At 49.2% G+C, this 20,007-nt stretch carries 14 protein-coding genes, 1 tRNA gene and 1 pseudogene; 14 read left to right on the plus strand and 2 right to left on the minus strand.

Features of this window, described 5'->3' with window-relative positions:
• The first annotated feature begins 13 nt into the window (after positions 1-13).
• The 9 genes and pseudogenes from CIL02_RS16590 (at position 14) to CIL02_RS00440 (ending at position 9,964) form a co-directional block, all read left to right on the plus strand.
• Positions 14-847 carry a metal ABC transporter solute-binding protein, Zn/Mn family gene (locus CIL02_RS16590; protein ID WP_240513471.1) on the plus strand — a complete coding sequence of 278 codons (834 nt, stop codon included), beginning with the start codon at positions 14-16 and terminating at the stop codon, positions 845-847.
• Positions 844-1,551 carry a metal ABC transporter ATP-binding protein gene (locus CIL02_RS00405; protein WP_094398515.1) on the plus strand — a complete coding sequence of 236 codons (708 nt, stop codon included), beginning with the start codon at positions 844-846 and terminating at the stop codon, positions 1,549-1,551. The genes CIL02_RS16590 and CIL02_RS00405 overlap by 4 nt, the downstream gene beginning before the upstream one ends.
• 136 nt (positions 1,552-1,687) lie before the next feature.
• Positions 1,688-5,020 (plus strand): protein O-mannosyl-transferase family, encoded by a 3,333-nt coding sequence (locus tag CIL02_RS00410; RefSeq protein ID WP_094398516.1) that lies wholly within the window; start codon positions 1,688-1,690, stop codon positions 5,018-5,020.
• Positions 5,020-5,631 carry a polysaccharide deacetylase family protein gene (locus tag CIL02_RS00415; RefSeq protein ID WP_094398517.1) on the plus strand — a complete coding sequence of 204 codons (612 nt, stop codon included), beginning with the start codon at positions 5,020-5,022 and terminating at the stop codon, positions 5,629-5,631. Before CIL02_RS00410 ends, CIL02_RS00415 begins: the two co-directional genes overlap by 1 nt.
• A complete protein-coding gene (gene queG, locus CIL02_RS00420) occupies positions 5,609-6,580 on the plus strand; it encodes a tRNA epoxyqueuosine(34) reductase QueG (RefSeq protein ID WP_094398518.1) in 972 nt (323 codons plus the stop codon). The genes CIL02_RS00415 and queG overlap by 23 nt, the downstream gene beginning before the upstream one ends.
• 3 nt (positions 6,581-6,583) lie before the next feature.
• Positions 6,584-6,922 carry a hypothetical protein gene (locus CIL02_RS00425; protein ID WP_240513472.1) on the plus strand — a complete coding sequence of 113 codons (339 nt, stop codon included), beginning with the start codon at positions 6,584-6,586 and terminating at the stop codon, positions 6,920-6,922.
• Complete coding sequence (locus CIL02_RS00430) at positions 6,919-7,860, plus strand: DMT family transporter (protein WP_094398519.1); 942 nt, start codon at positions 6,919-6,921, stop codon at positions 7,858-7,860. The genes CIL02_RS00425 and CIL02_RS00430 overlap by 4 nt, the downstream gene beginning before the upstream one ends.
• Positions 7,861-8,127: 267 nt before the next feature.
• A pseudogene (locus CIL02_RS00435) lies at positions 8,128-8,466 on the plus strand (phosphoglucosamine mutase); the annotation flags it as partial.
• A gap of 79 nt (positions 8,467-8,545) precedes the next feature.
• Positions 8,546-9,964, plus strand: coding sequence for a glycosyl hydrolase family 28 protein (locus CIL02_RS00440; protein WP_094398520.1), 1,419 nt, complete (start codon positions 8,546-8,548; stop codon positions 9,962-9,964).
• Between the two features lie 80 nt (positions 9,965-10,044).
• On the opposite strand, the gene CIL02_RS00445 is transcribed toward CIL02_RS00440, so the two are convergent.
• Both CIL02_RS00445 and CIL02_RS00450 read right to left on the minus strand, forming a co-directional pair.
• Complete coding sequence (locus tag CIL02_RS00445; protein WP_240513473.1) at positions 10,045-10,491, minus strand: SDR family NAD(P)-dependent oxidoreductase; 447 nt, start codon at positions 10,489-10,491, stop codon at positions 10,045-10,047.
• A 39-nt stretch (positions 10,492-10,530) separates the two neighbouring features.
• A tRNA-Met gene (locus CIL02_RS00450) sits at positions 10,531-10,603 on the minus strand.
• Positions 10,604-10,802: 199 nt separating this feature from the next.
• Between CIL02_RS00450 and CIL02_RS00455 the strand changes: the two genes are divergently transcribed.
• The 5 genes from CIL02_RS00455 to CIL02_RS00475 all read left to right on the plus strand — a co-directional run bounded on the left by CIL02_RS00455 (position 10,803) and on the right by CIL02_RS00475 (position 19,912).
• Positions 10,803-11,399 (plus strand): TetR/AcrR family transcriptional regulator, encoded by a 597-nt coding sequence (locus CIL02_RS00455; protein WP_094398522.1) that lies wholly within the window; start codon positions 10,803-10,805, stop codon positions 11,397-11,399.
• Positions 11,400-11,464: 65 nt separating this feature from the next.
• Entirely contained in the window at positions 11,465-12,223 is a 759-nt protein-coding gene (gene fabG, locus CIL02_RS00460) for a 3-oxoacyl-[acyl-carrier-protein] reductase (protein WP_094398523.1), read from the plus strand.
• Positions 12,224-12,309: 86 nt separating this feature from the next.
• Positions 12,310-13,005, plus strand: coding sequence for an RluA family pseudouridine synthase (locus CIL02_RS00465; RefSeq protein WP_094398524.1), 696 nt, complete (start codon positions 12,310-12,312; stop codon positions 13,003-13,005).
• Complete coding sequence (locus CIL02_RS00470) at positions 13,002-17,615, plus strand: translocation/assembly module TamB domain-containing protein (protein WP_094398525.1); 4,614 nt, start codon at positions 13,002-13,004, stop codon at positions 17,613-17,615. Before CIL02_RS00465 ends, CIL02_RS00470 begins: the two co-directional genes overlap by 4 nt.
• The gene (locus CIL02_RS00475; protein ID WP_094398526.1) at positions 17,612-19,912 is read left to right on the plus strand and encodes a BamA/TamA family outer membrane protein; all 2,301 of its coding nucleotides are present in this window, start codon (positions 17,612-17,614) and stop codon (positions 19,910-19,912) included. Before CIL02_RS00470 ends, CIL02_RS00475 begins: the two co-directional genes overlap by 4 nt.
• The last annotated feature ends 95 nt before the right edge of the window (positions 19,913-20,007 follow it).

The following is a 20,007-nucleotide window of genomic DNA, read 5'->3' on the forward strand; positions in this document are numbered from 1 at the left end:
ATATATTCCGGACATGAGAAAACTCACATACATTATTATATTGGCACTGTCCCTGATAGCGGCATCCTGCAAGGACAAGGCAGGCACGCGTCAACGGACAATAACCGTAAGCATAGAGCCCCTGCGCTTCCTCACTGAGCAGATTGCAGGCGACAGGTTCAGCGTAGCAGTTCTGGTAAGACAGGGAGGGAGCCCAGAGACCTACGAGCCTACGGCCAAGCAGCTTACGGAGCTTGCCCACAGCGACCTTTACATCAAGGTTGGAGAACTGGGCTTTGAGCGCACGTGGCTCAAGAGGATAATGCAGAATGCGCCACACACCATCATCGTGGACGCAAGCGAGGGTATCAAAAGGGAATTGTCCATCAACGGCATTCCCGACCCGCATGTGTGGATGAGCGCCTCAAATGCCATAGCCATGGCGAACAACATTTACAACAAGCTGATAGAAATAGACCAGAAGGACAGCGCACTATTCAAGGAAAACCTACGGGCGCTTACAGAAAGGCTCAGGAAGGCCGATACCGCCGTACGGGCAAACATTACCCGCGACAAGACCAAGGCTTTCATTATCTATCACCCTGCCCTTACATACTTCGCACGTGACTACGGGCTGACGCAGATACCCATTGAGGAGGAAGGCCGCGAGCCGTCTGCCGCACAGCTTAAAGACGTGATCAGCAAGGGAAAGGAAGAGAACGTCAAGATACTGTTTGTGCAAGAGGAATTTTCCAACAGGAACATTGATATCATCAAGAATAGCCTCAACGTGGAAGCTGTAGCAATAAATCCTCTCAGCTACCATCTGGACGAGGAAATGATAAGAATATCCAAGCTGCTGAAATGAAACCAATCATAAAACTCGACAACATATCGGCAAGCTACGATGGCAAGCAGGTGCTCTCTGATGTGTCATTGACCATCTTCGACGATGACTACCTTGGCATCATCGGCCCCAACGGAGGAGGCAAGACCACACTGGTGAAGGTCATGCTCGGACTGAAGAAGGCAGACAAAGGGCACGTAGGCTATTTCAAGGACGGACAGCCCGTGGAGAATATCAACATAGGCTATCTGCCACAATACTCGTCCATAGACCGCAACTTCCCCATATCTGTCTACGACGTGGTCCTCTCCGGGCTTAGCTCACAGAAACACTTCCTCTTGCCGTTCACCAGCAGCCAGCACCAACAGGTCAGGGACACACTGAGCCGCATGGAGCTTGACTCTTTCGCCCAGCGCCACATAGGCTCGCTTAGCGGCGGACAGCTGCAGAGGGTTCTGCTGGCAAGGGCCATAGTGTCACGTCCGGACGTGGTGATACTCGACGAGCCAGACACCTACGTTGACAACAGGTTCCGGGAACAGATGTACCAGATGCTTGAGGCCACAAACAAGGAATGTGCTGTGGTGATAGTCAGTCACGACATCGCCGAGATACTGCAATACACCAAGCATGTGGCGTGCGTAAACCATACGCTTCACTACCATTCCCACGCCGACATGCCAAAGGAGAAACTTGAGCAGCACTTCCTGAAAATGACACTGTAGGACATTGGCAATAAGCGAGAGCAGAAACTGCACGAAGTCTGAAAATAACTAAATATTTTATCGTGTTTTCTTCATTCTAAGCTAAATATGCTATCTTTGCAAAATCTTTGAAATAATAATTTATCAACGATAAGAAATGAAACAGTACAGATTAGTGGACAATGTACTGGGATGGTTGGCATTCCTGATATCCGCATTCGTATATTGCTCCACCATTGAACCGACAGCCAGCTTCTGGGACTGTCCGGAATTTATCACGACAGGCTACAAACTGGAAATCGGACACCCGCCCGGAGCACCGTTCTTCATGCTTACAGCAAACCTGTTCTCGCAGTTTGCCAGCGACCCGTCTGATGTTGCCCGCATGGTCAACACCATGAGCGCGTTGCTAAGTGCGACAACCATCTTGTTCCTGTTCTGGACTATCACTCACCTGACAAGGAAGCTCATTCTCAAGGACTGGGCAGACCTGACGCTCTCAAAGCTCATTGCCATCGAGGCAAGCGGTATGGTGGGCGCGCTAATCTATACTTTCAGCGATACTTTCTGGTTCTCGGCTGTCGAGGGAGAGGTTTACGCTTATTCATCGGCCTTTACAGCCGTAGTATTCTGGCTTATCCTGAAATGGGAAGACCATGCTGACGAGCCTCATGCCGACCGCTGGCTTGTGCTCATAATGTACATGACAGGCCTGAGTATCGGTGTCCACCTGCTCAACCTGCTCTGTATACCGGCCATCGTGCTCGTATACTGCTACAGGAAATTCCCCAATATTGAGACCAAAGGCTCGCTGGTAGCTCTTGTCATCTCATTCGTTGTCGTCGCAGCAGTTCTGTATGGTGTCGTTCCCGGCATCATAACTGTTGGCGGATGGTTCGAGCTGTTCTTCGTCAATGTGCTCGGAATGCCATTCAACACCGGCGAGATTGTCTATATATTCCTACTTGTGGCATCAGTAATATGGGCCATCTACGAGAGCTATACAGCCAAGAACATCCGACGTGAGAACATCTCCTTCCTATTGGCATTTGCCATGCTTGGAGTTCCATTCTATGGCTACGGATGGTCTGCCGTCGTCATTGGCGTCATAGTACTTGCCGTACTGTGGTTTATACTTAACCACAAGAAGATTGTCGAGAAGAAGCCCATCTATACTATCAGCTCCCGCCTGAAGAACACTGTTCTGCTGTGCATGCTGATGCTTATGATTGGTTATTCAAGCTATGCCGTAATAGTGATTCGCTCTGATGCCAATCCTCCTATGGACCAGAACTCTCCAGAGGACATCTTTACACTGGGCAGCTACCTGAGCCGTGACCAGTATGGTGACCGTCCTTTGCTTTACGGTCAGGCATACACATCACAGGTTGCTCTTGATGTTGAGGGCAATATGTGCAAGCCAAGGGTAGAGGAAGGAGCACCGATATACTCCCGTGTTGAGAAAAAGTCGGCCGACGAGAAAGACCGCTACTTCGTTGTTAGCCACAAGAACAAGTACATCTACGCACAGAACATGCTGTTCCCAAGAATGCACGACCAAGCCCATACGGCTTCTTACGAGCAGTGGATGGGCGGTGTCGACGGCACGGAAGTTCCATACGACCGCTGTGGGGAGCCGATGACGGTGAAGATGCCCTCACAGTTAGAGAACATCAGGTTCTTCCTCTCATACCAGTGCAACTTCATGTACTGGCGCTACTTCATGTGGAACTTCGCAGGAAGACAGAACGACATCCAGGGACATGGCGAGCTGGAGCATGGCAACTGGATTACTGGAATACCATTGATTGACAACGCAAGACTCGGAGACCAGAGCAAGCTGCCCGATGACCTGAAGAACAACAAGGGACACAATGTCTTCTACTGCCTGCCACTCATACTTGGTCTGATAGGACTCTTCTGGCAGTCATTCCGTGGCCGCAGGGGCATACGCCAGTTCTGGGTTGTATTCTTCCTGTTCTTCATGACCGGTCTGGCCATAGTTGTTTACCTCAACCAGACTCCAGTACAGCCACGTGAGCGTGACTATGCATACGCAGGATCATTCTATGCCTACGCCATCTGGTGCGGTATGGGTGTGGCCGCTATTATCGACTTGCTGAAGAAGTGGCTGAAACGAGACAACGTCGTGACAACGGCCGTAGTATCGCTCGCATGTCTGCTCGTACCAATACAGATGGCAAGCCAGACATGGGACGACCACGACCGCTCTGGCAGATATACTTGCCGTGACTTCGGCCAGAACTATCTGATGACGCTGCAGGACAAGGGCAACCCCATCATCTTCACCAATGGCGACAACGACACCTTCCCACTCTGGTACAACCAAGATACCGAGGGTGTACGCACCGACGCACGTGTCTGCAACCTCAGCTACTTGCAGACTGACTGGTACATAGACCAGATGAAACGTCCGGCATACGACTCTCCGGCCGTGCCTATCACATGGCCCCGACTTGACTATTGCTCAGGTACCAACGAATATGTGCAGGTAGAGCCAAGACTGAAGAGCCAGATATTGGACTTCTACAAATCAAATCCCGAGCAGGCAGAACAGCAGTTCGGCAAAGAGCCTTTTGAGCTTTCGAACATCATGAAGTACTGGGTACGCTCCAACGATGCCGACATGCATGTCATTCCTACCGATACCCTCTACGTAACCATCGACAAGGAGGCGGTACGCAAGAGCGGTATGATGATGGCATGCGACTCCATTCCCGACAAGATGGTCATCTCACTTGCCAAGAAGAACGCTCTCTACAAGGGCGACCTGATGATGCTTGAGATGATTGCCAACTGCAACTGGACAAGGCCTATATATGTTGCCCTGACCGTGGGAGCAGAGAACTACATGAACCTTGGCGACAACTTCATACAGGAAGGTCTCGCAAACCGTATATCGCCATTCACCACAAATGCTCCCGGAGCGAAGAACTTCGACTCGGAGAAGACTTACAACAACCTGATGAACAGGTATAAGTACGGCGGTCTGAGCACTAAGGGACTGTACATCGACGAGACCGTTATGCGCATGTGCTATACCCACAGAAGACTGTTCGGCCAGCTCGCGCTCAACCTTATCGCCGAGCACAAGGACGACAAGGCACTGAAAGTGCTGCAGAAAGCGGAGAAGGAAATTCCCGACTACAACGTACCGTACAACTACATCAGCGGTGGTCTGGACTTCGCAAGAGCCTATGCCCTTCTCGGACAGAAGAAGAGAGCCAACGAGATACTCAACAAGGTATGGAACCATTCAGCACAGTATGCCCAGTGGTACCTCGGACTTGCCCAAAGCCGCTTCACACAGAGCCAGCGCGACTGCATGATGCACCTGTCCATAATGAATCAGGCGAGCGAGCTCTATGGTCTCATCGACAAGAAACAGGCCGACGAGAAGGCCAAGACTCTCAACACTCTCTATAACATGTACGTAGGCAAAGGCGGAAACAATTACTACGAGCAATAATGTTCATAGAACAGCCTGCTAAATGGTTGAGATGGCTATACCCCAGGGCGACTTGGAGAATGGACAAGAACAAGCGTTCGGTTTATCTGACGTTTGATGACGGGCCTATCCCCGAGTCGACCCCTTTCATTCTTGACACGCTGAAGGAATTCGGAATAAAGGCCACTTTCTTCATGGTTGGCGAGAACGTGCTCAGACACCATGACCTGTACAACAGGATTGTGGCCGAGGGACACGTCGTGGGCAACCACACTTTCAATCACCTTGGAGCGTTTAAGCACTGGACCATTACCTACGTCCTTAACGTGCAACAGGCCAATGACATCATCCACGCACGCCTGTTCCGGCCGCCTCACGGATGGATGAGGCACAGCGTATACTGGTGGCTGTCGAGGAGCTACCGTATAGTAATGTGGGATGTCGTAACCCGCGACTACTCTAAGTGGCTCACAGCTGATGATGTGGTGAACAATGTCAAGAGATATACACGGAACGGTTCCATCATTACCTTCCATGACTCGCTGAAGAGCATAGACAAGCTGCATAAGGCTTTGCCAGAAGCTCTGAAATGGCTTAAGGAGCAAGGATATGAATTCAAGACTTTCGAATAGTGTCATTAAGGCTGAGGCGCAACGTCTCGGCTTTTTTGCATGCGGAATGGCAAGAGCACAGAAGGTAGACTCCACTGAGGAACGAAACCTTGAACAGTGGCTCGAACACAAAGGGCATGCCGACATGCAATACATGGCAAAACATAAAGAAGTGAGACTTGATCCCCGCCTGCTGCTGAACGGGGCTAAGACCATTGTATCTGTAGCTCTCAACTACTGCCCGAAGGTCACAATACCACAAGACGAGCCACAGATGGCATACTACGCCTACGGGCTCGACTATCACGACATCGTGAAACAGAAGCTTTATGCTCTTGCAGGCAATTTAGGACTTCATACAGACCCCCAAGCGGCAAGACCTGAAGAACAGCCCTTCCGTGTGGTGGTAGATACCGCTCCCATACTTGAACGCTATTGGGCAAGACAGGCAGGACTGGGATGGCAGGGAAAAAACAGACAACTCATCATACCCAATGCAGGAAGCATGTTCTTTCTTGGCGAACTGCTGCTCACAGATGAAGTTGACATATATGACCAGCCTATGGCAGACCGATGCGGAGCATGCAGGAAGTGTCTTGACGCATGCCCGACAAATGCGCTCGGTGACGGAACCATGTTAGATTCAGCAAAATGCCTGTCGTATATCACCATAGAAAACCGTAATGACAAGATAAGCACGCATGATGCAAGTGCTATGGGAAATTGTTTCTATGGATGCGACAGATGTCAGAAGGCATGCCCACACAACCGCTACGCTTCTCCCAACAACACTCCAGAGCTTCAACCCAGCAGGCAACTGCTCGACATGACATGGGAGAAATGGGAAACAATCACAGAAGAGCAATATCAGACACTCTTCAAAGGGTGTGCGGCAAAACGAGCCAAATACAAAGGTTTACAAAGAAACATAGAAGCCATAAAAGGAAACCGAGAGAACAGCATTAAGTGAAGGATGAAGACTCATTCTGTTTTTGATCGAAAGAAGACAACAAGAGCCACGGGCATCCGACTCTTCACTCTTATCTTTAATAACTACAAATTCATCATGGAAAAGGAAATAGCAACTTTCTTCCGCAATTTCGCACTCAGGACAATGCTTGCAGAGCATGCCGACCCCAATAATCCAAAAGACGTGAAACAGGCTATGCTGAACCACTACGAAGACATCTACCCGGCTTTTTCACAGACGGATATCTTCAAGAGATGCTACAACAAGCATGAACACGAAAGAATGGTGGCTGCATATAAAGAAAACTTCACATTGTTGCTTAACGGGAGGATACCACAATGAGCAGAAAGATTAAAGGCTACACCCTCGGAGCGATAGCGGCAGCATCATACGGCACAAATCCCCTCTTTACATTACCCTTGTATGCAGAAGGCATAAGTCCTGACTCTGTGCTTTTCTTCCGCTATCTCTTTGCATTGCCTATTCTTGCCATTATGCTGAAGTCGCGTGGACGGTCATTTGCCGTGTCCTTCGCCGACATACTGCCTCTTGCTATTCTCGGAATAGTCTTTGCCATGTCGTCGCTCACACTTTTCCAGAGCTACAACTATATGGATGCAGGAATAGCCTCAACAATATTGTTTGTCTACCCGATAATGGTGGCGCTGATAATGGCATTGTTCTTCCATGAGAAACTTACCATACAGACTGTTGTATGTCTGCTCATGGCAGTCGGAGGAATAGGACTCCTTTACAAGAATGAGAATGGTGCGACATTGTCGCTTATGGGAACATTGCTTGTTTTCGCTTCATCACTGTCGTATGCAATATATATAGTATCAATCAACCAGACACGCCTTCGTGACATGGCAACGCTCAAGGTGACTTTCTACGTCATTCTCTTCGGATGGCTGATGTTTGTTTGCCGCACCCTTGCAGCAGGAGGAATACAGACTCCACCCGCAGATAAGCCTTGGCTGTGGTGTTGTCTTGTCGCCTTGGCGCTTATGCCTACCGCCATATCACTGCTCTGCACTACAGGTGCCATACAATATATCGGTTCTACTCCAACAGCCATTCTTGGAGCCTTGGAACCAGTTACTGCCGTATTCTTCGGTGTTACCGTGTTCCATGAGTCACTAACCCCACGTATCATATTAGGCTTCATTCTTATAATAAGCGCTGTAAGCATAGTGGTCGCAGGAGGTAACATAACAAGACATCTGACAAGATTCAGAAAGATGTTCCCTAAGTTGAAAAGAACAAAGAGTAAAGAATGAAAATCAAGTAACCGTATGGCTGTGGCTATTAATTGTAGAGGGAACCTTCTTCCTGAAAAGCTGTACCTGCACAAGTCTATCAAAGTCAATAAAAAAAGTTATTTATTTTGTTATTCCGTCCATTTACATTACCTTTACAAAGAATTTCATACAACACTTGACGACAATGAGGAAACTTGCATATTTTATGATGCTCGTCATCGGAGTTGTAACAATAATCTCATGTAATTATGACGAAACATACGCAGAACAGAAAGAACGTGAACGCTTGTCGGCATAGCACTTTTCCTTACCGGTCTGGCAAAAAAGAAATGTAAGGTAAGCGAGCTACGTGCTACATTCCCCAACTATACCATAGCAAAGAACCGCATAGACCTTACACCCGATACCGATATTGATGCCATACTACACAACATCAAAGACATATATGCCAACGACAGCAATGCTACAGTAAACGATATAGACGGAGTAAAAATCGACTTCCCCGACTCTTGGGTACACCTTCGCAAGAGCAATACCGAACCAATAATTCGTGTATATAGCGAAGCGGCTACCATAGAACAGGCCGATGCACTTGCAAAAAAGATAACCGATATCGTTAACTGAAATTCTTTTCTGCATATCAATATCCTCATGCGTATTAATAATAAAATACACAATCAACAAAAAAACAAATTCTGATATTATGAGGATAAACAAGCATCTATTGGCTATAGCCTTACTTGCAGCATCAATTCCTGCATTGGCACAGACTATCCCCTCGTACCCTGACGACAGGGAAAGTCTTAAGGAAATGCACGATTTCAGTGTATGGGTAAACAATAAGAAAGCACCGACTTACCAATGTCAGGTTAACCCCAACAGAAGGGTACAGGACGCTTCATGGTGCCAGTTCGGCATTGATGATAAAGCAACCGTACGGGTAGTTTATCACAAAGAAAAAATTGAACATGCCATAGTACGCCCGCTGTCAAAGGACATCAGGCATACTATGATTAACGATTCTACACTACAGTTCGACATACCAAAGGTCTGCAACAATCGTGGCTACAGCCTTTCTGTAGAAATAAATGGCGACCGGCAACATAATCTTCACGTCTTTGTTGATGGTCCAGAACTGTATGTTCCCGCAAAACCAAGTCCCGACTCTAAGGACTCCATACTATGGGAAACAATAAACAATCATGACGTATTTGTACAAAATCCGAAACTCATATATTTCGGACCTGGCATACACAAGCCAAAGGACCTGCCAAGTGGTGAGATAAAGATTCCAAGCAATTCTACAGTATATATTGCACCCGGTGCTATAGTCAGAGCACGTCTTATTGTTGACCATGCAGAAAATGTTCGCATCATTGGTCGCGGTGTGTTGCTCAACCCACTTCGCGGCGTAGAGATAACCTACTCTAAAAATGTTATTGTAGACGGTCTTACCGTAATCAACCCACTCCACTATACAGTCTTCGGAGGACAGTCTGATGGCATAGTGATACGCAATGTACGTAGCTTCTCACGTCATCCATGGAGCGACGGCATAGACATGATGTGCTGCCGCAATGTCACCGTGGAGGATGTCTTCCTTCGCAACAACGACGATGCCTTTGCACTCTATAACCATCGTTGGTGGTATTGGGGAGGTAGCGAGAACTACCAGATAAGGCGTGCCACCATATTCAGCGACCTTGCCCGTCCGTTCAATCTTGGTGGACATGGCGACGACAGGGCTGATGTAGGAGAAGTGCTGAAAAATGTCAGGGTCGAAGACTGCGATGTGCTTTCAGCAGACGGCAACGGCATATTCCAGATAAACACAGGTGACCAGAATATCGTTGAAGACATACATTTCGACAATATACGCATCGAAGATGTCATTACTGCACGGTTGTTCAATTTGCAGCCTGTATTCTCAAGTAAGTACAACAGGTGTCCTGGAGGCTGCATCAGGAACATATCGTTCAGTAACATCACATTCACAGGAGACGAGTCGAAGCTGAAGGAGAGTATCTTCCACAATTACGACGCCGAACGTACCGTGAGCAACGTAAAATTCAGAAACATTGTCGTTAACGGGAAAAAAGTAAAGTTCAAGGATATCGACTGACTTTCCACAGTATCTTAAGGTGGGTTCTATAAATTCCCACCTTAAGATAGTTTAGTTGACGACCTACGAACAAGCGATATCTACCTATAGCTATATCCGCCACTTACCTCTATTACAGCACCATTGACAAACGGGTTGTTTATACAGAAGTTTACGGCATCAGCCACTTCTTCTACTGTTGCGAACCGATGGATGGCTGTCTTGCCACATATACTGTCGCGGATGGCTTGCGGTTTGCCTGCCTGCCACGGTGTTTCGACAAAGCCGGGTGCAACGGTATTTACCGTTGTACCTGTTCCTTCAAAGAACTTTACGAGATTTTGCGATAGAGCGTGCACAGCACTCTTTGTTACTCCATAAGCCAATGATGTGCCATGAGGATGGATAGCCATTTCCGAACCGATGAACACTATACGCGACCCTGAAGGAATAATATTATAAAGGTCACGGACAAGGTAAGTCGGCGCATTGACATTGACCTGCATCACCCTCTCCCACTCTTCATCAGTGAAAATAATGTGTAGCAAGAAAAAAAAAGTCGTAGCACATGGCATACGACTTAATAGTTGCGGAGGCAGGACTCGAACATGCGACCTCCAGGTTATGAGCCTGGCGAGCTACCAACTGCTCCACTCCGCGATGTTAAATGCATCATTTCTGAATTGCGAGTGCAAAGGTACATCATTATTTTGACATGAGCAAATATATCATTGATTTTTTTGTGAAAATGGTATAATTAGTCTGATTTTCCATGATTTTATTTGCACATATCAAAGAAATAGTCTACTTTTGCACATATTTGTATGATGTGCAATAAAAAAGAAGATAGGAGGCCGACATGTCAATCTCAAAAACTCGCCAGACGCTTGTGGACGTAGCCCGTCAGCTGTTTGCCAAAAATGGTGTGGCAAACACGACCATGAACGATATAGCTCAAGCATCGGGCAAAGGACGCAGGACGCTATATACATATTTCAACCGAAAAGAAGATGTCTACAACGCAGTAATCGAGTCAGAGCTTGAGCGCCTGAGCGACAAGCTTGATGAGGTTGCGGCTAAGAAGATACGTCCTCAGGACAAGATTATCGAACTGATATACACTCATCTGAGCATGATACGTGAGACCGTTGTCCGCAACGGCAATCTCCGTGCCGAGTTCTTCCGTAATATATGGACGGTAGAGAAAGTGCGTAAGAATTTCGACGAGGACGAAATAGAGCTTTTCCGCAAGGTGTATGCCGAGGGAGTAGCCGATGGAGAATTCGACCTTGACAATGTGGACCTCGTTGCCGACATCACCCATTACTGTATCAAGGGGCTTGAGGTTCCATTCATCTACGGTCGTCTCGGCCACGGGCTCACCGAGGAGTCAAGCAAGCCGCTTGTTGCCAAGGTTGTATATGGTGCGCTGGGCAAGCGGGGTGTGATAAAATAGCTTTGACGGACAATACACATATTTATATATATAACAATTCACTAACATTTAAATAACAATTTCAAATGGGATTATTAACAGGTAAGACAGCACTGATTACTGGTGCTGCAAGAGGAATTGGCAAGGCCATCGCATTGAAGTATGCCTCAGAAGGCGCAAACATCGCCTTCACCGACCTTGTTCTCAACGATGACATGAAGGCAGGTCTTGAGGCTACACGCCAGGAGATTGAGGCTTTGGGCGTAAAGTGTCTGGCTTATGCCGGCAACGCTGCAGATTTTGCCGAGACAGAGGCTGTAGTAAAGCAGATACATGCTGACTTCGGCTCCATCGACATTCTCGTAAACAATGCCGGTATCACCAAGGATGGCCTTATGCTCCGTATGAGCGAGGCTCAGTGGGATGCCGTTCTGAACGTGAACCTGAAGAGCGCATTCAACTTCATCCACGCGTGTGCTCCGATAATGCTCCGTCAGCGTGGTGGTTCCATCATCAACATGTCGAGCGTTGTAGGTGTTCACGGCAATGCCGGACAGTGCAACTACTCAGCTTCCAAGGCTGGTATGATAGGTCTTGCAAAGTCTATTGCCCAGGAGCTTGGTCCAAAGGGTGTTCGCGCCAATGCCGTTGCTCCAGGTTTCATCGAGACTGCCATGACAGCCCAGCTGCCTGAGGATATCCGCAAGGACTGGATGAAGAAGATACCTCTCCGTCGCGGAGGTCAGGTTGAGGACATTGCTAACGTATGCCTCTTCCTTGCATCAGACATGTCCAGCTACGTTACCGGACAGGTTATCCAGATCGATGGCGGTATGAACATGTAGTTTTAAAGTTGAGGAAGCCTCACCCCCTGCCCCATCTCCAAGAGAGAGCAAGGGGATGAGGCTTAGTCAACTAAAAAAGAGGATTTATGACAGTAGTCTACGAGGATAACCACATAATCATAGTCTTCAAGGAAAGCGGTGAAATTGTCCAGGGAGACAAGACGGGCGACAAGCCGTTGTCTGAGACGGTTAAGGAATATATTAAGGAAAAGTACAACAAGCCAGGGAACGTGTTCCTCGGTGTGGTACACCGTCTGGACCGTCCCGTATCAGGGCTTGTGGTATTTGCAAAGACGTCAAAAGCCCTTACCCGTCTGAACGAGATGTTCCGCAATGGCGATGTTCACAAAACCTATTGGGCAATAACCCAGCAGGCACCTGAGCAGACTGAGGGGCGGCTTGCCAACTGGCTCGTTCGCAACGAGAAGCAGAACAAGACCTACGTCTACAACCGTGAGGTTCCCAACTCCAAGAAGGCCCTTCTCGACTACCGACTTTTAAGTTCCACAGCCAACTACAGTCTTCTGGAGGTGCGGCTGCTCACCGGACGCCATCATCAGATAAGAAGCCAGCTGGCTCACATGGGGTGCCCGATAAAAGGTGACCTGAAATACGGAGCGAAACGCTCTAATCCAGATGGCGGGATAAGCCTTCTTGCACATCACGTGGCTTTCACACACCCCGTATCAAAAGAACCCATCTCCGTCTACTCGCCTCTTCCCACAGACAACCTGTGGACGGCACTTGCCGACGGAGTATCGCAAAAACAGCATAGCTCATGAAGAAAATTTTCAGACGCATAGGTATAGTCATACTGATACCGGTGCTGCTGCTTGTCATATTGTTCTCATTGTTTTACTTCCCTCCGTTCCAGAATTGGGCTGTAAGACAAGTAGCTGTATATGCGTCTGAAAAAACAGGCATGGAGATTTCCGTTGAGCGCGTGCGCCTTGCCTTTCCACTCGACCTTAGCGTTGTCGGTGTGAAAGTAATAAAGCCCGACAGCACCAACAACCGCCGCGATACTATTGCAAGCATCGGCAATACCATTGTCGATATACAATTGCTTCCACTACTCAGCCAGAACATTGTTATTGACGAGCTGTCGTTTGAGGAAATGCATGTCAACACCGATGGTTTCATACCACAGGCAATAATAAAAGGCAATATTGGCAACCTTGCCCTACAGTCGCACGGCATAAACCTCGCAGCCGAGACTGTGGCACTTGACAACATCTCGATAAAAGATGCCATAGTAGACATTGCAATGACCGACAGCGTAGTTGAGGACACCTCGACGAGCGAGAATTTCTGGAAGATTGATGTCGGACAGCTTGCCGTCAGCCATTCTGATATTACGTTCCGCACATTTGGCGACAGCATGGTCGTAAGCTCAGGCATAGAACGTCTCTTGGTCAAGGAAGGGCACTTCGACCTTCATAAGTCGCTTTACCAGATAGGCAAAGCTGAATGGAACGGCGGAACGCTGTGCTACGACAACACATATTCACCAAAGACAGTGGGCTTTGACCCCAGTCATCTGACACTTACCAACATAGCGATATCCATTAGCGATATTTACTACTGCGATCCGAAGCTCTCGGCCAGCATCCACGGTTGCTCATTCAACGAGAAAAGTGGCCTGACACTTAAAGAGATTGCAGGAAACATAAGTCTTGACTCCACAAGAATGAAGTTGCCAGACCTCAGCGTCAAGACCGAGCATTCCTCACTCACGGCAAAGCTGGCCATGGACCTCAACACCTTCGACAGCATAGCCCCAGGCAAGCTGCACGCCACCATGCAAGGTTCGTTCGGCAAGTCCGACCTCATGCTGTTCCTGGCAGACATGCCTTCCGACTTCATCCGCCGGTGGCCCGAGCAGCCTCTTGCCATAGACGCCATTCTAAGCGGCAACATGGAGAGGATGAACATTGACGAGATTATTGTAAAACTTCCTACTGCCTTCAATGCCAAGGCCAGAGGCTTTGCCGCCAACATAAGCGACATGAGCAAGCTTGCAGCACAAGCAGACATCGAGGCGTCAACACAGAACATGGGGTTCGTCACAGCTTTGCTCGATAAGAACGTAGCGGCAAAGATACGAATACCATCGGGCATAGGACTAAAAGCCCGTGTAAACGCTGACGGAAGTAAGTATTCCACTAATTTCAAACTGAGTGAGGGTGGTGGCAACATCAGCGGAAAGGCATCCATTGACCTCAGCTCAGACAGGTACATGGCAAAGATTTCTGCCAACAGGCTCCCACTCCAGCACTTTGTAACTGGTATGGGACTGTCCTCACTCACCGCCAAAGCCGACATCAGTGGCCGCGGCTTCGACTTCCTGTCACCAAAGACAAGCTTGGATGCAGATATCGACCTCACCCACTTCTCCATCGCTGGCTACAGTCTCGACGGCATCAGGGGCAACGCACAGATGAGCAACGGACTGGCACACGCAACCATCAACAGCGACAACAAGATGCTGAACGGCAATATCGGCATCGACGCCATGACAAACGGCAACAAGCTCAGCGCTACTCTGGCCTGCCAGTTCTCCGAGCTTGACCTATACAAGCTTGGTGTTGTGGAAAGCCCGCTCAACGTATCAATGTGCACACACCTTGACATGAGCACCAATCTCAACGACACCCACGCCATACAAGGCTCCATTGGCGACATCGTACTTCAGGACAACGACGGCATCTATCGTCCAGAAGACATCGACATGGATGTCATACTGCGTCCCGATACCACACACGCCATAGTCAGCTGTGGTGATTTCTACCTCAACATGGATGCCAGCGGCAGCTATGAAGACCTGCTTTCCGCCATTGGCAACGTCAGCGACGAGGTAATCAGGCAGATGGACGAGAGATACATTGATCAGCCAATGTTGCGCAAGCGTCTGCCCTTGGCCAGTATCAAGCTGAACTCCGGCTCAGAGAATGTTGTTGCCCGAATGCTTAAGCGGTACAGTATTGGCTGCGGCTCATTGGCTATGGACATGACGTCATCGCCAACCAGCGGACTCAACGGCTACATGAGAGCCAATGCCATGACGGTAAGCGACATTCTTGTTGACACGGCAAGCTTAGTCATATTCTCCGACAGCTCCAACGTTAGCTACCGCATGCAGGTACACAACAACAAGGACAACCCCGACTACATCTTCAATGCCATTGTCGAAGGTACACTGACCGAGAAGGGAACAACCATAAAGACAAGGTTATACGACTGGAAAGACCGTTTGGGACTGGCTACCGACATGTCGGCAGCCATGGAGGATAACGGAGTAAAGGTGACATTCATTGGTGATGGCCCCGTACTGGGCTACAAGAAGTTCGCCGTCAACAAGGACAACTACCTGTTCCTGAGCGAGGACAAGCGCGTATCAGCAAACCTGAAGCTCAGGGCTTCCGACGGCACGGGACTACAGGTGTACACCAACGACGAGAATGCCGATGCCCTGCAGGACATAACGCTCAGCGTCAACAAACTTGACCTTGACGACATATTCGCAATACTTCCCTTCACACCAAACATGACGGGCATTCTCGATGGCGACTTCCACGCCATCCAGACTCCCGACGAGCTGACAGTCTCATCATCCCTGACCGTATCGAACATGATTTACGAGGGATGCAAAATGGGCGATGTGGGAACAGAATTCACATACATGCCTCTGAGCAACGGCAGTCATTCCGTTGACGGCATAATGATACACAACGGACAAGAGATAGGAACACTTAGCGGAACATACGCCTCCGAAGGCGACGGCTTCCTCGATGCCACACTATCGCTTGCACACACTCCACTTTCGCTAGTCAACGGCTTCATCCCCGATCAGCTCTTCGGATTAAATGGTTATTGCGAGGGAGATCTGAGCGTTAAAGGCCCTTTGTCACAGCCGCAGGTAAATGGCGAGCTGTATCTCGACTCTGCCTACATCTTCAGCCTGCCTTACGGCGTGGAGATGCGCTTCGACAACGACCCGGTAACCATAAGCGGCAGCAGACTCCTGCTGGAGAACTTCGAGATGTACTCGCACAACGACAAACCGCTTACCACGTCGGGATATATTGACTTCTCCAACCTCGACAACATGTATGCAGACATACGCATGAGAGCAGACAACTTCCTAATCATTGACGCAAAGGAGAACAGCCGCTCTGAGGCATTCGGAAAGGCATACGTCAACTTCTACGGGCGCATGCAGGGACCGGTAGAGAACCTCAGACTGCGTGGAAAGCTCGACGTTCTCGGTTCTACCGACATGACATACATCCTTCGCGACAGCCCTATCACCACGGACAACCAGCTCGACGACCTTGTGAAATTCACCAACTTTGCCGACTCTGTGGAGATGTCTGTAACACGTCCACCGCTTTCCGGATTCAACATGGACCTCACAATGAGTGTCAATGAGAGCGCTCATATTCTCTGCGCCCTCAACGCCAATAAGTCAAACTACATCGACCTCATTGGTGGCGGTGACCTGCGTATGCAGTATGATGCCATTGACGGACTGTCACTACGTGGCCGCTACACGCTGAACAACGGAGAGATGAAATACTCACTGCCTGTGATACCGCTCAAGACATTTGTAATACAGGATGGCAGCTACGTTGAGTTCACTGGCGACCCCATGAACCCAAGGCTAAACATCACGGCACTTGAGACCACAAAGGCGGCCGTTTCCGATGACGGAGGCGGCACGCGCTCAGTAGAGTTCAACTGTGGTGTGATAATAACAAAGACGCTTAACGACATGGGACTGGAGTTTGTAATCTACGCTCCACAGGACATGACTATCAGCAACCAGCTCAACACAATGAGCATAGAGGAGCGGGGCAAGCTGGCCGTGACCATGCTGACAACAGGAATGTATCTTGCCGACGGCAACACCAACAGTTTCTCCATGAACTCCGCACTCAGCGCATTCCTCCAGAACCAGATTAACGGCATAGCAGGCAATGCCCTGCGCACGCTCGACTTGAGCTTCGGACTCGACAACACCACCGATGCCAGCGGCAACACACGCACTGACTACTCGTTCAAGTTCTCGAAACGTTTCTGGAACAACAGACTGCGCATCATCGTTGGAGGCAAGCTGTCTACAGGCTCCGACATGTCCAACCAGAACGAGTCGTTCTTCAACAACGTGCAGTTCGAATACAGGCTAAACGAAAACTCCACCCAATATCTTAACCTCTTCTACAACCGCGACAGCTACGACTGGCTCGAAGGCAACATCGGCGAATATGGAGGAGGTTTCATCTGGAGACGCAAGCTGCGTACCTTCGGCGACATATTCCGCCTAAAGGAGACATCAAGCATACCGCCACTGACACAGCCCGCCGACACCACTAAAGCTAAAACAGAATGAGACATCCCCACCAACCGCTTATCATATCGCTGATTTTCTGCTGCATACTTCTAACGGCATGCTCCACAACCAGCGACATACCCGAGGGTGACAGGCTGTACACAGGCCTGAAAACCATCGAGTACAAGGATTACGAACGCAACTCCCACTTCCTGTCCACACAGGAGGAGATAGAGGCTGCACTGGCCTGTGCACCAAATGGAGCCCTGCTCGGAAGCAGCTACTACCGCACCCCATTCCCCTACAGTCTATGGATATGGAACGCATTCCATGATTCTCAATCGGTATTGGGACAATGGTTGTCAAAGACATTTGGTAACGAGCCAGTGCTGATGAGCTGGGTAAATCCCGAGCTGCGCGCATCTGTAGCACAGTCACAGCTGCGCAATCACGGCTACTTCCGCGGCAGCGTTGGCTATGACGAGATTGTAAGCAAGAACGGCAAGGAGTCAAAGATAGCATACACCGTAAACTGCGGGCACCTGTTCACCATAGATAGCGTAAAGTACTCAAACTTCCCATACGACGCCGACACATTGATAGACGCACACTCAGACGAGAGCAAGCTCAAGAAAGGTGTGGCCTTCGACGTAGCATCGCTCGACGCTGAGCGCACGCGCATCAGCAATCTGTTCCGCAACAACGGATACTACTATTATCAGCCAAGCTACGTATCATACCTGGCCGACACGGTAAACGTCCCCGGAAAGGTGCTTCTCGACATGCAGCTTGCTGATGACCTGCCAGACAAGGCCATGCACAAATGGTACATTGGCAACATCCGCATAAACCTCCAGCGAAGCTATATGGAAGAACTCAAGGACTCGATAAACCGCCGCCGCTTCACCGCATACTACAACGGCAAGAGGGTGCCTGTACGTCCCAGGGTAATACTCAACGACCTGAAGCTGCGTCCCAAACAGCCATACAGTTACGCCAACCATCTGGAATCGAACAACAAGATTACCGGTACGGGAGTATTCTCGTCGGTAGACTTCCAGTTCACCCCTCGCGACACGTCAGCACTATGCGACACCCTCGACCTTACGCTGAACTGCGTCTTCGACAAGCCATACGACTTCTATGTGGAGACCAACTTCAAGGGTAAGACCAACGGACGAATGGGTCCGCAGATGGTAGTGGGTTTCACCAAGCGCAACGCATTCAGGGGAGGCGAGAAACTCGACATCAACCTCAATGGTTCCTTCGACTGGCAAACAGGACATGCAGCATCGGGCTCGGCAGACAACGTACACTCCTATCAGTACGGTATCGATGCCTCTGTGGAGTTCCCCCGCCTGCTCATACCCTTCCTGCCACGCCGACGCTACAAGGTTACTCCATCGACTCTCGTCAAGGCATCGTCAAGTGTCATCAACCGTGCAAGCTACTTCAAGAGACATGTGGTATCGGGTGAGCTTACCTACACTTTCCAGACGTCAGAACAGTCGTTGCACCAGTTCTCACCACTCATACTGCAATACGACTATATGTCGAGCCACACGGCAAAGTTCGACTCGGTGCTCAACACCAGCGCCTACCTGCAGGTGTCCATGAAAGACCAGTTTGTTCCAAAGATGAGGTATTCATATATCTACACCAGTCCACTGAGCTACCGCAACCCCATCTTCTGGCAGACAACCATTAGCGAGGCCGGCAACATCCTGTCGGCAGGTTACGCAGCTTTCGGACACAAATGGAGCACAAAAGACAAGAAGATGTTCAAGAACCCATACGCGCAGTTTCTAAAGATTGAAACAGAATGGCGTAAGACATGGCAGCTGAATGAGCACGACCAGTTTGTAGCACATGCCAGCGCAGGAGCCATATGGAGCTACGGCAATTCCACAACGGCACCATATAACGAACAGCTATACGTGGGAGGAGCCAACAGCATACGCGCATTCACCATTAGGTCTGTAGGACCGGGAGCATATCTGCCAACCGAGGCTACATCATCATATCTCGACCAGACAGGCGACCTGAAACTGCTCTTCAACCTTGAATACCGTCCAAGGCTGTTCGACAACCTCTATGGTGCCATATTCCTCGATGCAGGAAACGTATGGTCGCTAAAGGAGGACGACTATCGCCCCGACAGCAAGTTCAAGTTTAAGAACATGTTCCAGCAGATGGCTGTAGGCACAGGCGTAGGACTGAGATACGACCTTGACTACTTCGTCATACGCGTAGACTGGGGAATAGGCCTGCACCTGCCATATAAGCATGGGTTCTACAACCTTCCGAACTTCAAGGACAGCCAGAGTCTGCACCTCGCAATCGGGTACCCATTCTGACGAAACACTAATCCAACATTAGTAATTCGTCACACCAAACAAAAATTATTCTTTCTTTATTTATTGTTTAACGAAAAAAGTGTTATCTTTGCATT

This window comes from Prevotella sp. P3-122, from assembly GCF_002251365.1.
GTDB lineage: Bacteria > Bacteroidota > Bacteroidia > Bacteroidales > Bacteroidaceae > Prevotella.

Excerpts from the sequence above, each read along its gene's own strand:
- CIL02_RS16590 (WP_240513471.1), top strand. The coding sequence starts at position 14 with ATGAGAAAACTCACATACATTATTATATTGGCACTGTCCCTGATAGCG.
- CIL02_RS00405 (WP_094398515.1), top strand. The coding sequence starts at position 844 with ATGAAACCAATCATAAAACTCGACAACATATCGGCAAGCTACGATGGC.
- CIL02_RS00410 (WP_094398516.1), top strand. The coding sequence starts at position 1,688 with ATGAAACAGTACAGATTAGTGGACAATGTACTGGGATGGTTGGCATTC.
- CIL02_RS00415 (WP_094398517.1), top strand. The coding sequence starts at position 5,020 with ATGTTCATAGAACAGCCTGCTAAATGGTTGAGATGGCTATACCCCAGG.
- queG (WP_094398518.1), top strand. The coding sequence starts at position 5,609 with ATGAATTCAAGACTTTCGAATAGTGTCATTAAGGCTGAGGCGCAACGT.
- CIL02_RS00425 (WP_240513472.1), top strand. The coding sequence starts at position 6,584 with ATGAAGACTCATTCTGTTTTTGATCGAAAGAAGACAACAAGAGCCACG.
- CIL02_RS00430 (WP_094398519.1), top strand. The coding sequence starts at position 6,919 with ATGAGCAGAAAGATTAAAGGCTACACCCTCGGAGCGATAGCGGCAGCA.
- CIL02_RS00440 (WP_094398520.1), top strand. The coding sequence starts at position 8,546 with ATGAGGATAAACAAGCATCTATTGGCTATAGCCTTACTTGCAGCATCA.
- CIL02_RS00455 (WP_094398522.1), top strand. The coding sequence starts at position 10,803 with ATGTCAATCTCAAAAACTCGCCAGACGCTTGTGGACGTAGCCCGTCAG.
- fabG (WP_094398523.1), top strand. The coding sequence starts at position 11,465 with ATGGGATTATTAACAGGTAAGACAGCACTGATTACTGGTGCTGCAAGA.
- CIL02_RS00465 (WP_094398524.1), top strand. The coding sequence starts at position 12,310 with ATGACAGTAGTCTACGAGGATAACCACATAATCATAGTCTTCAAGGAA.
- CIL02_RS00470 (WP_094398525.1), top strand. The coding sequence starts at position 13,002 with ATGAAGAAAATTTTCAGACGCATAGGTATAGTCATACTGATACCGGTG.
- CIL02_RS00475 (WP_094398526.1), top strand. The coding sequence starts at position 17,612 with ATGAGACATCCCCACCAACCGCTTATCATATCGCTGATTTTCTGCTGC.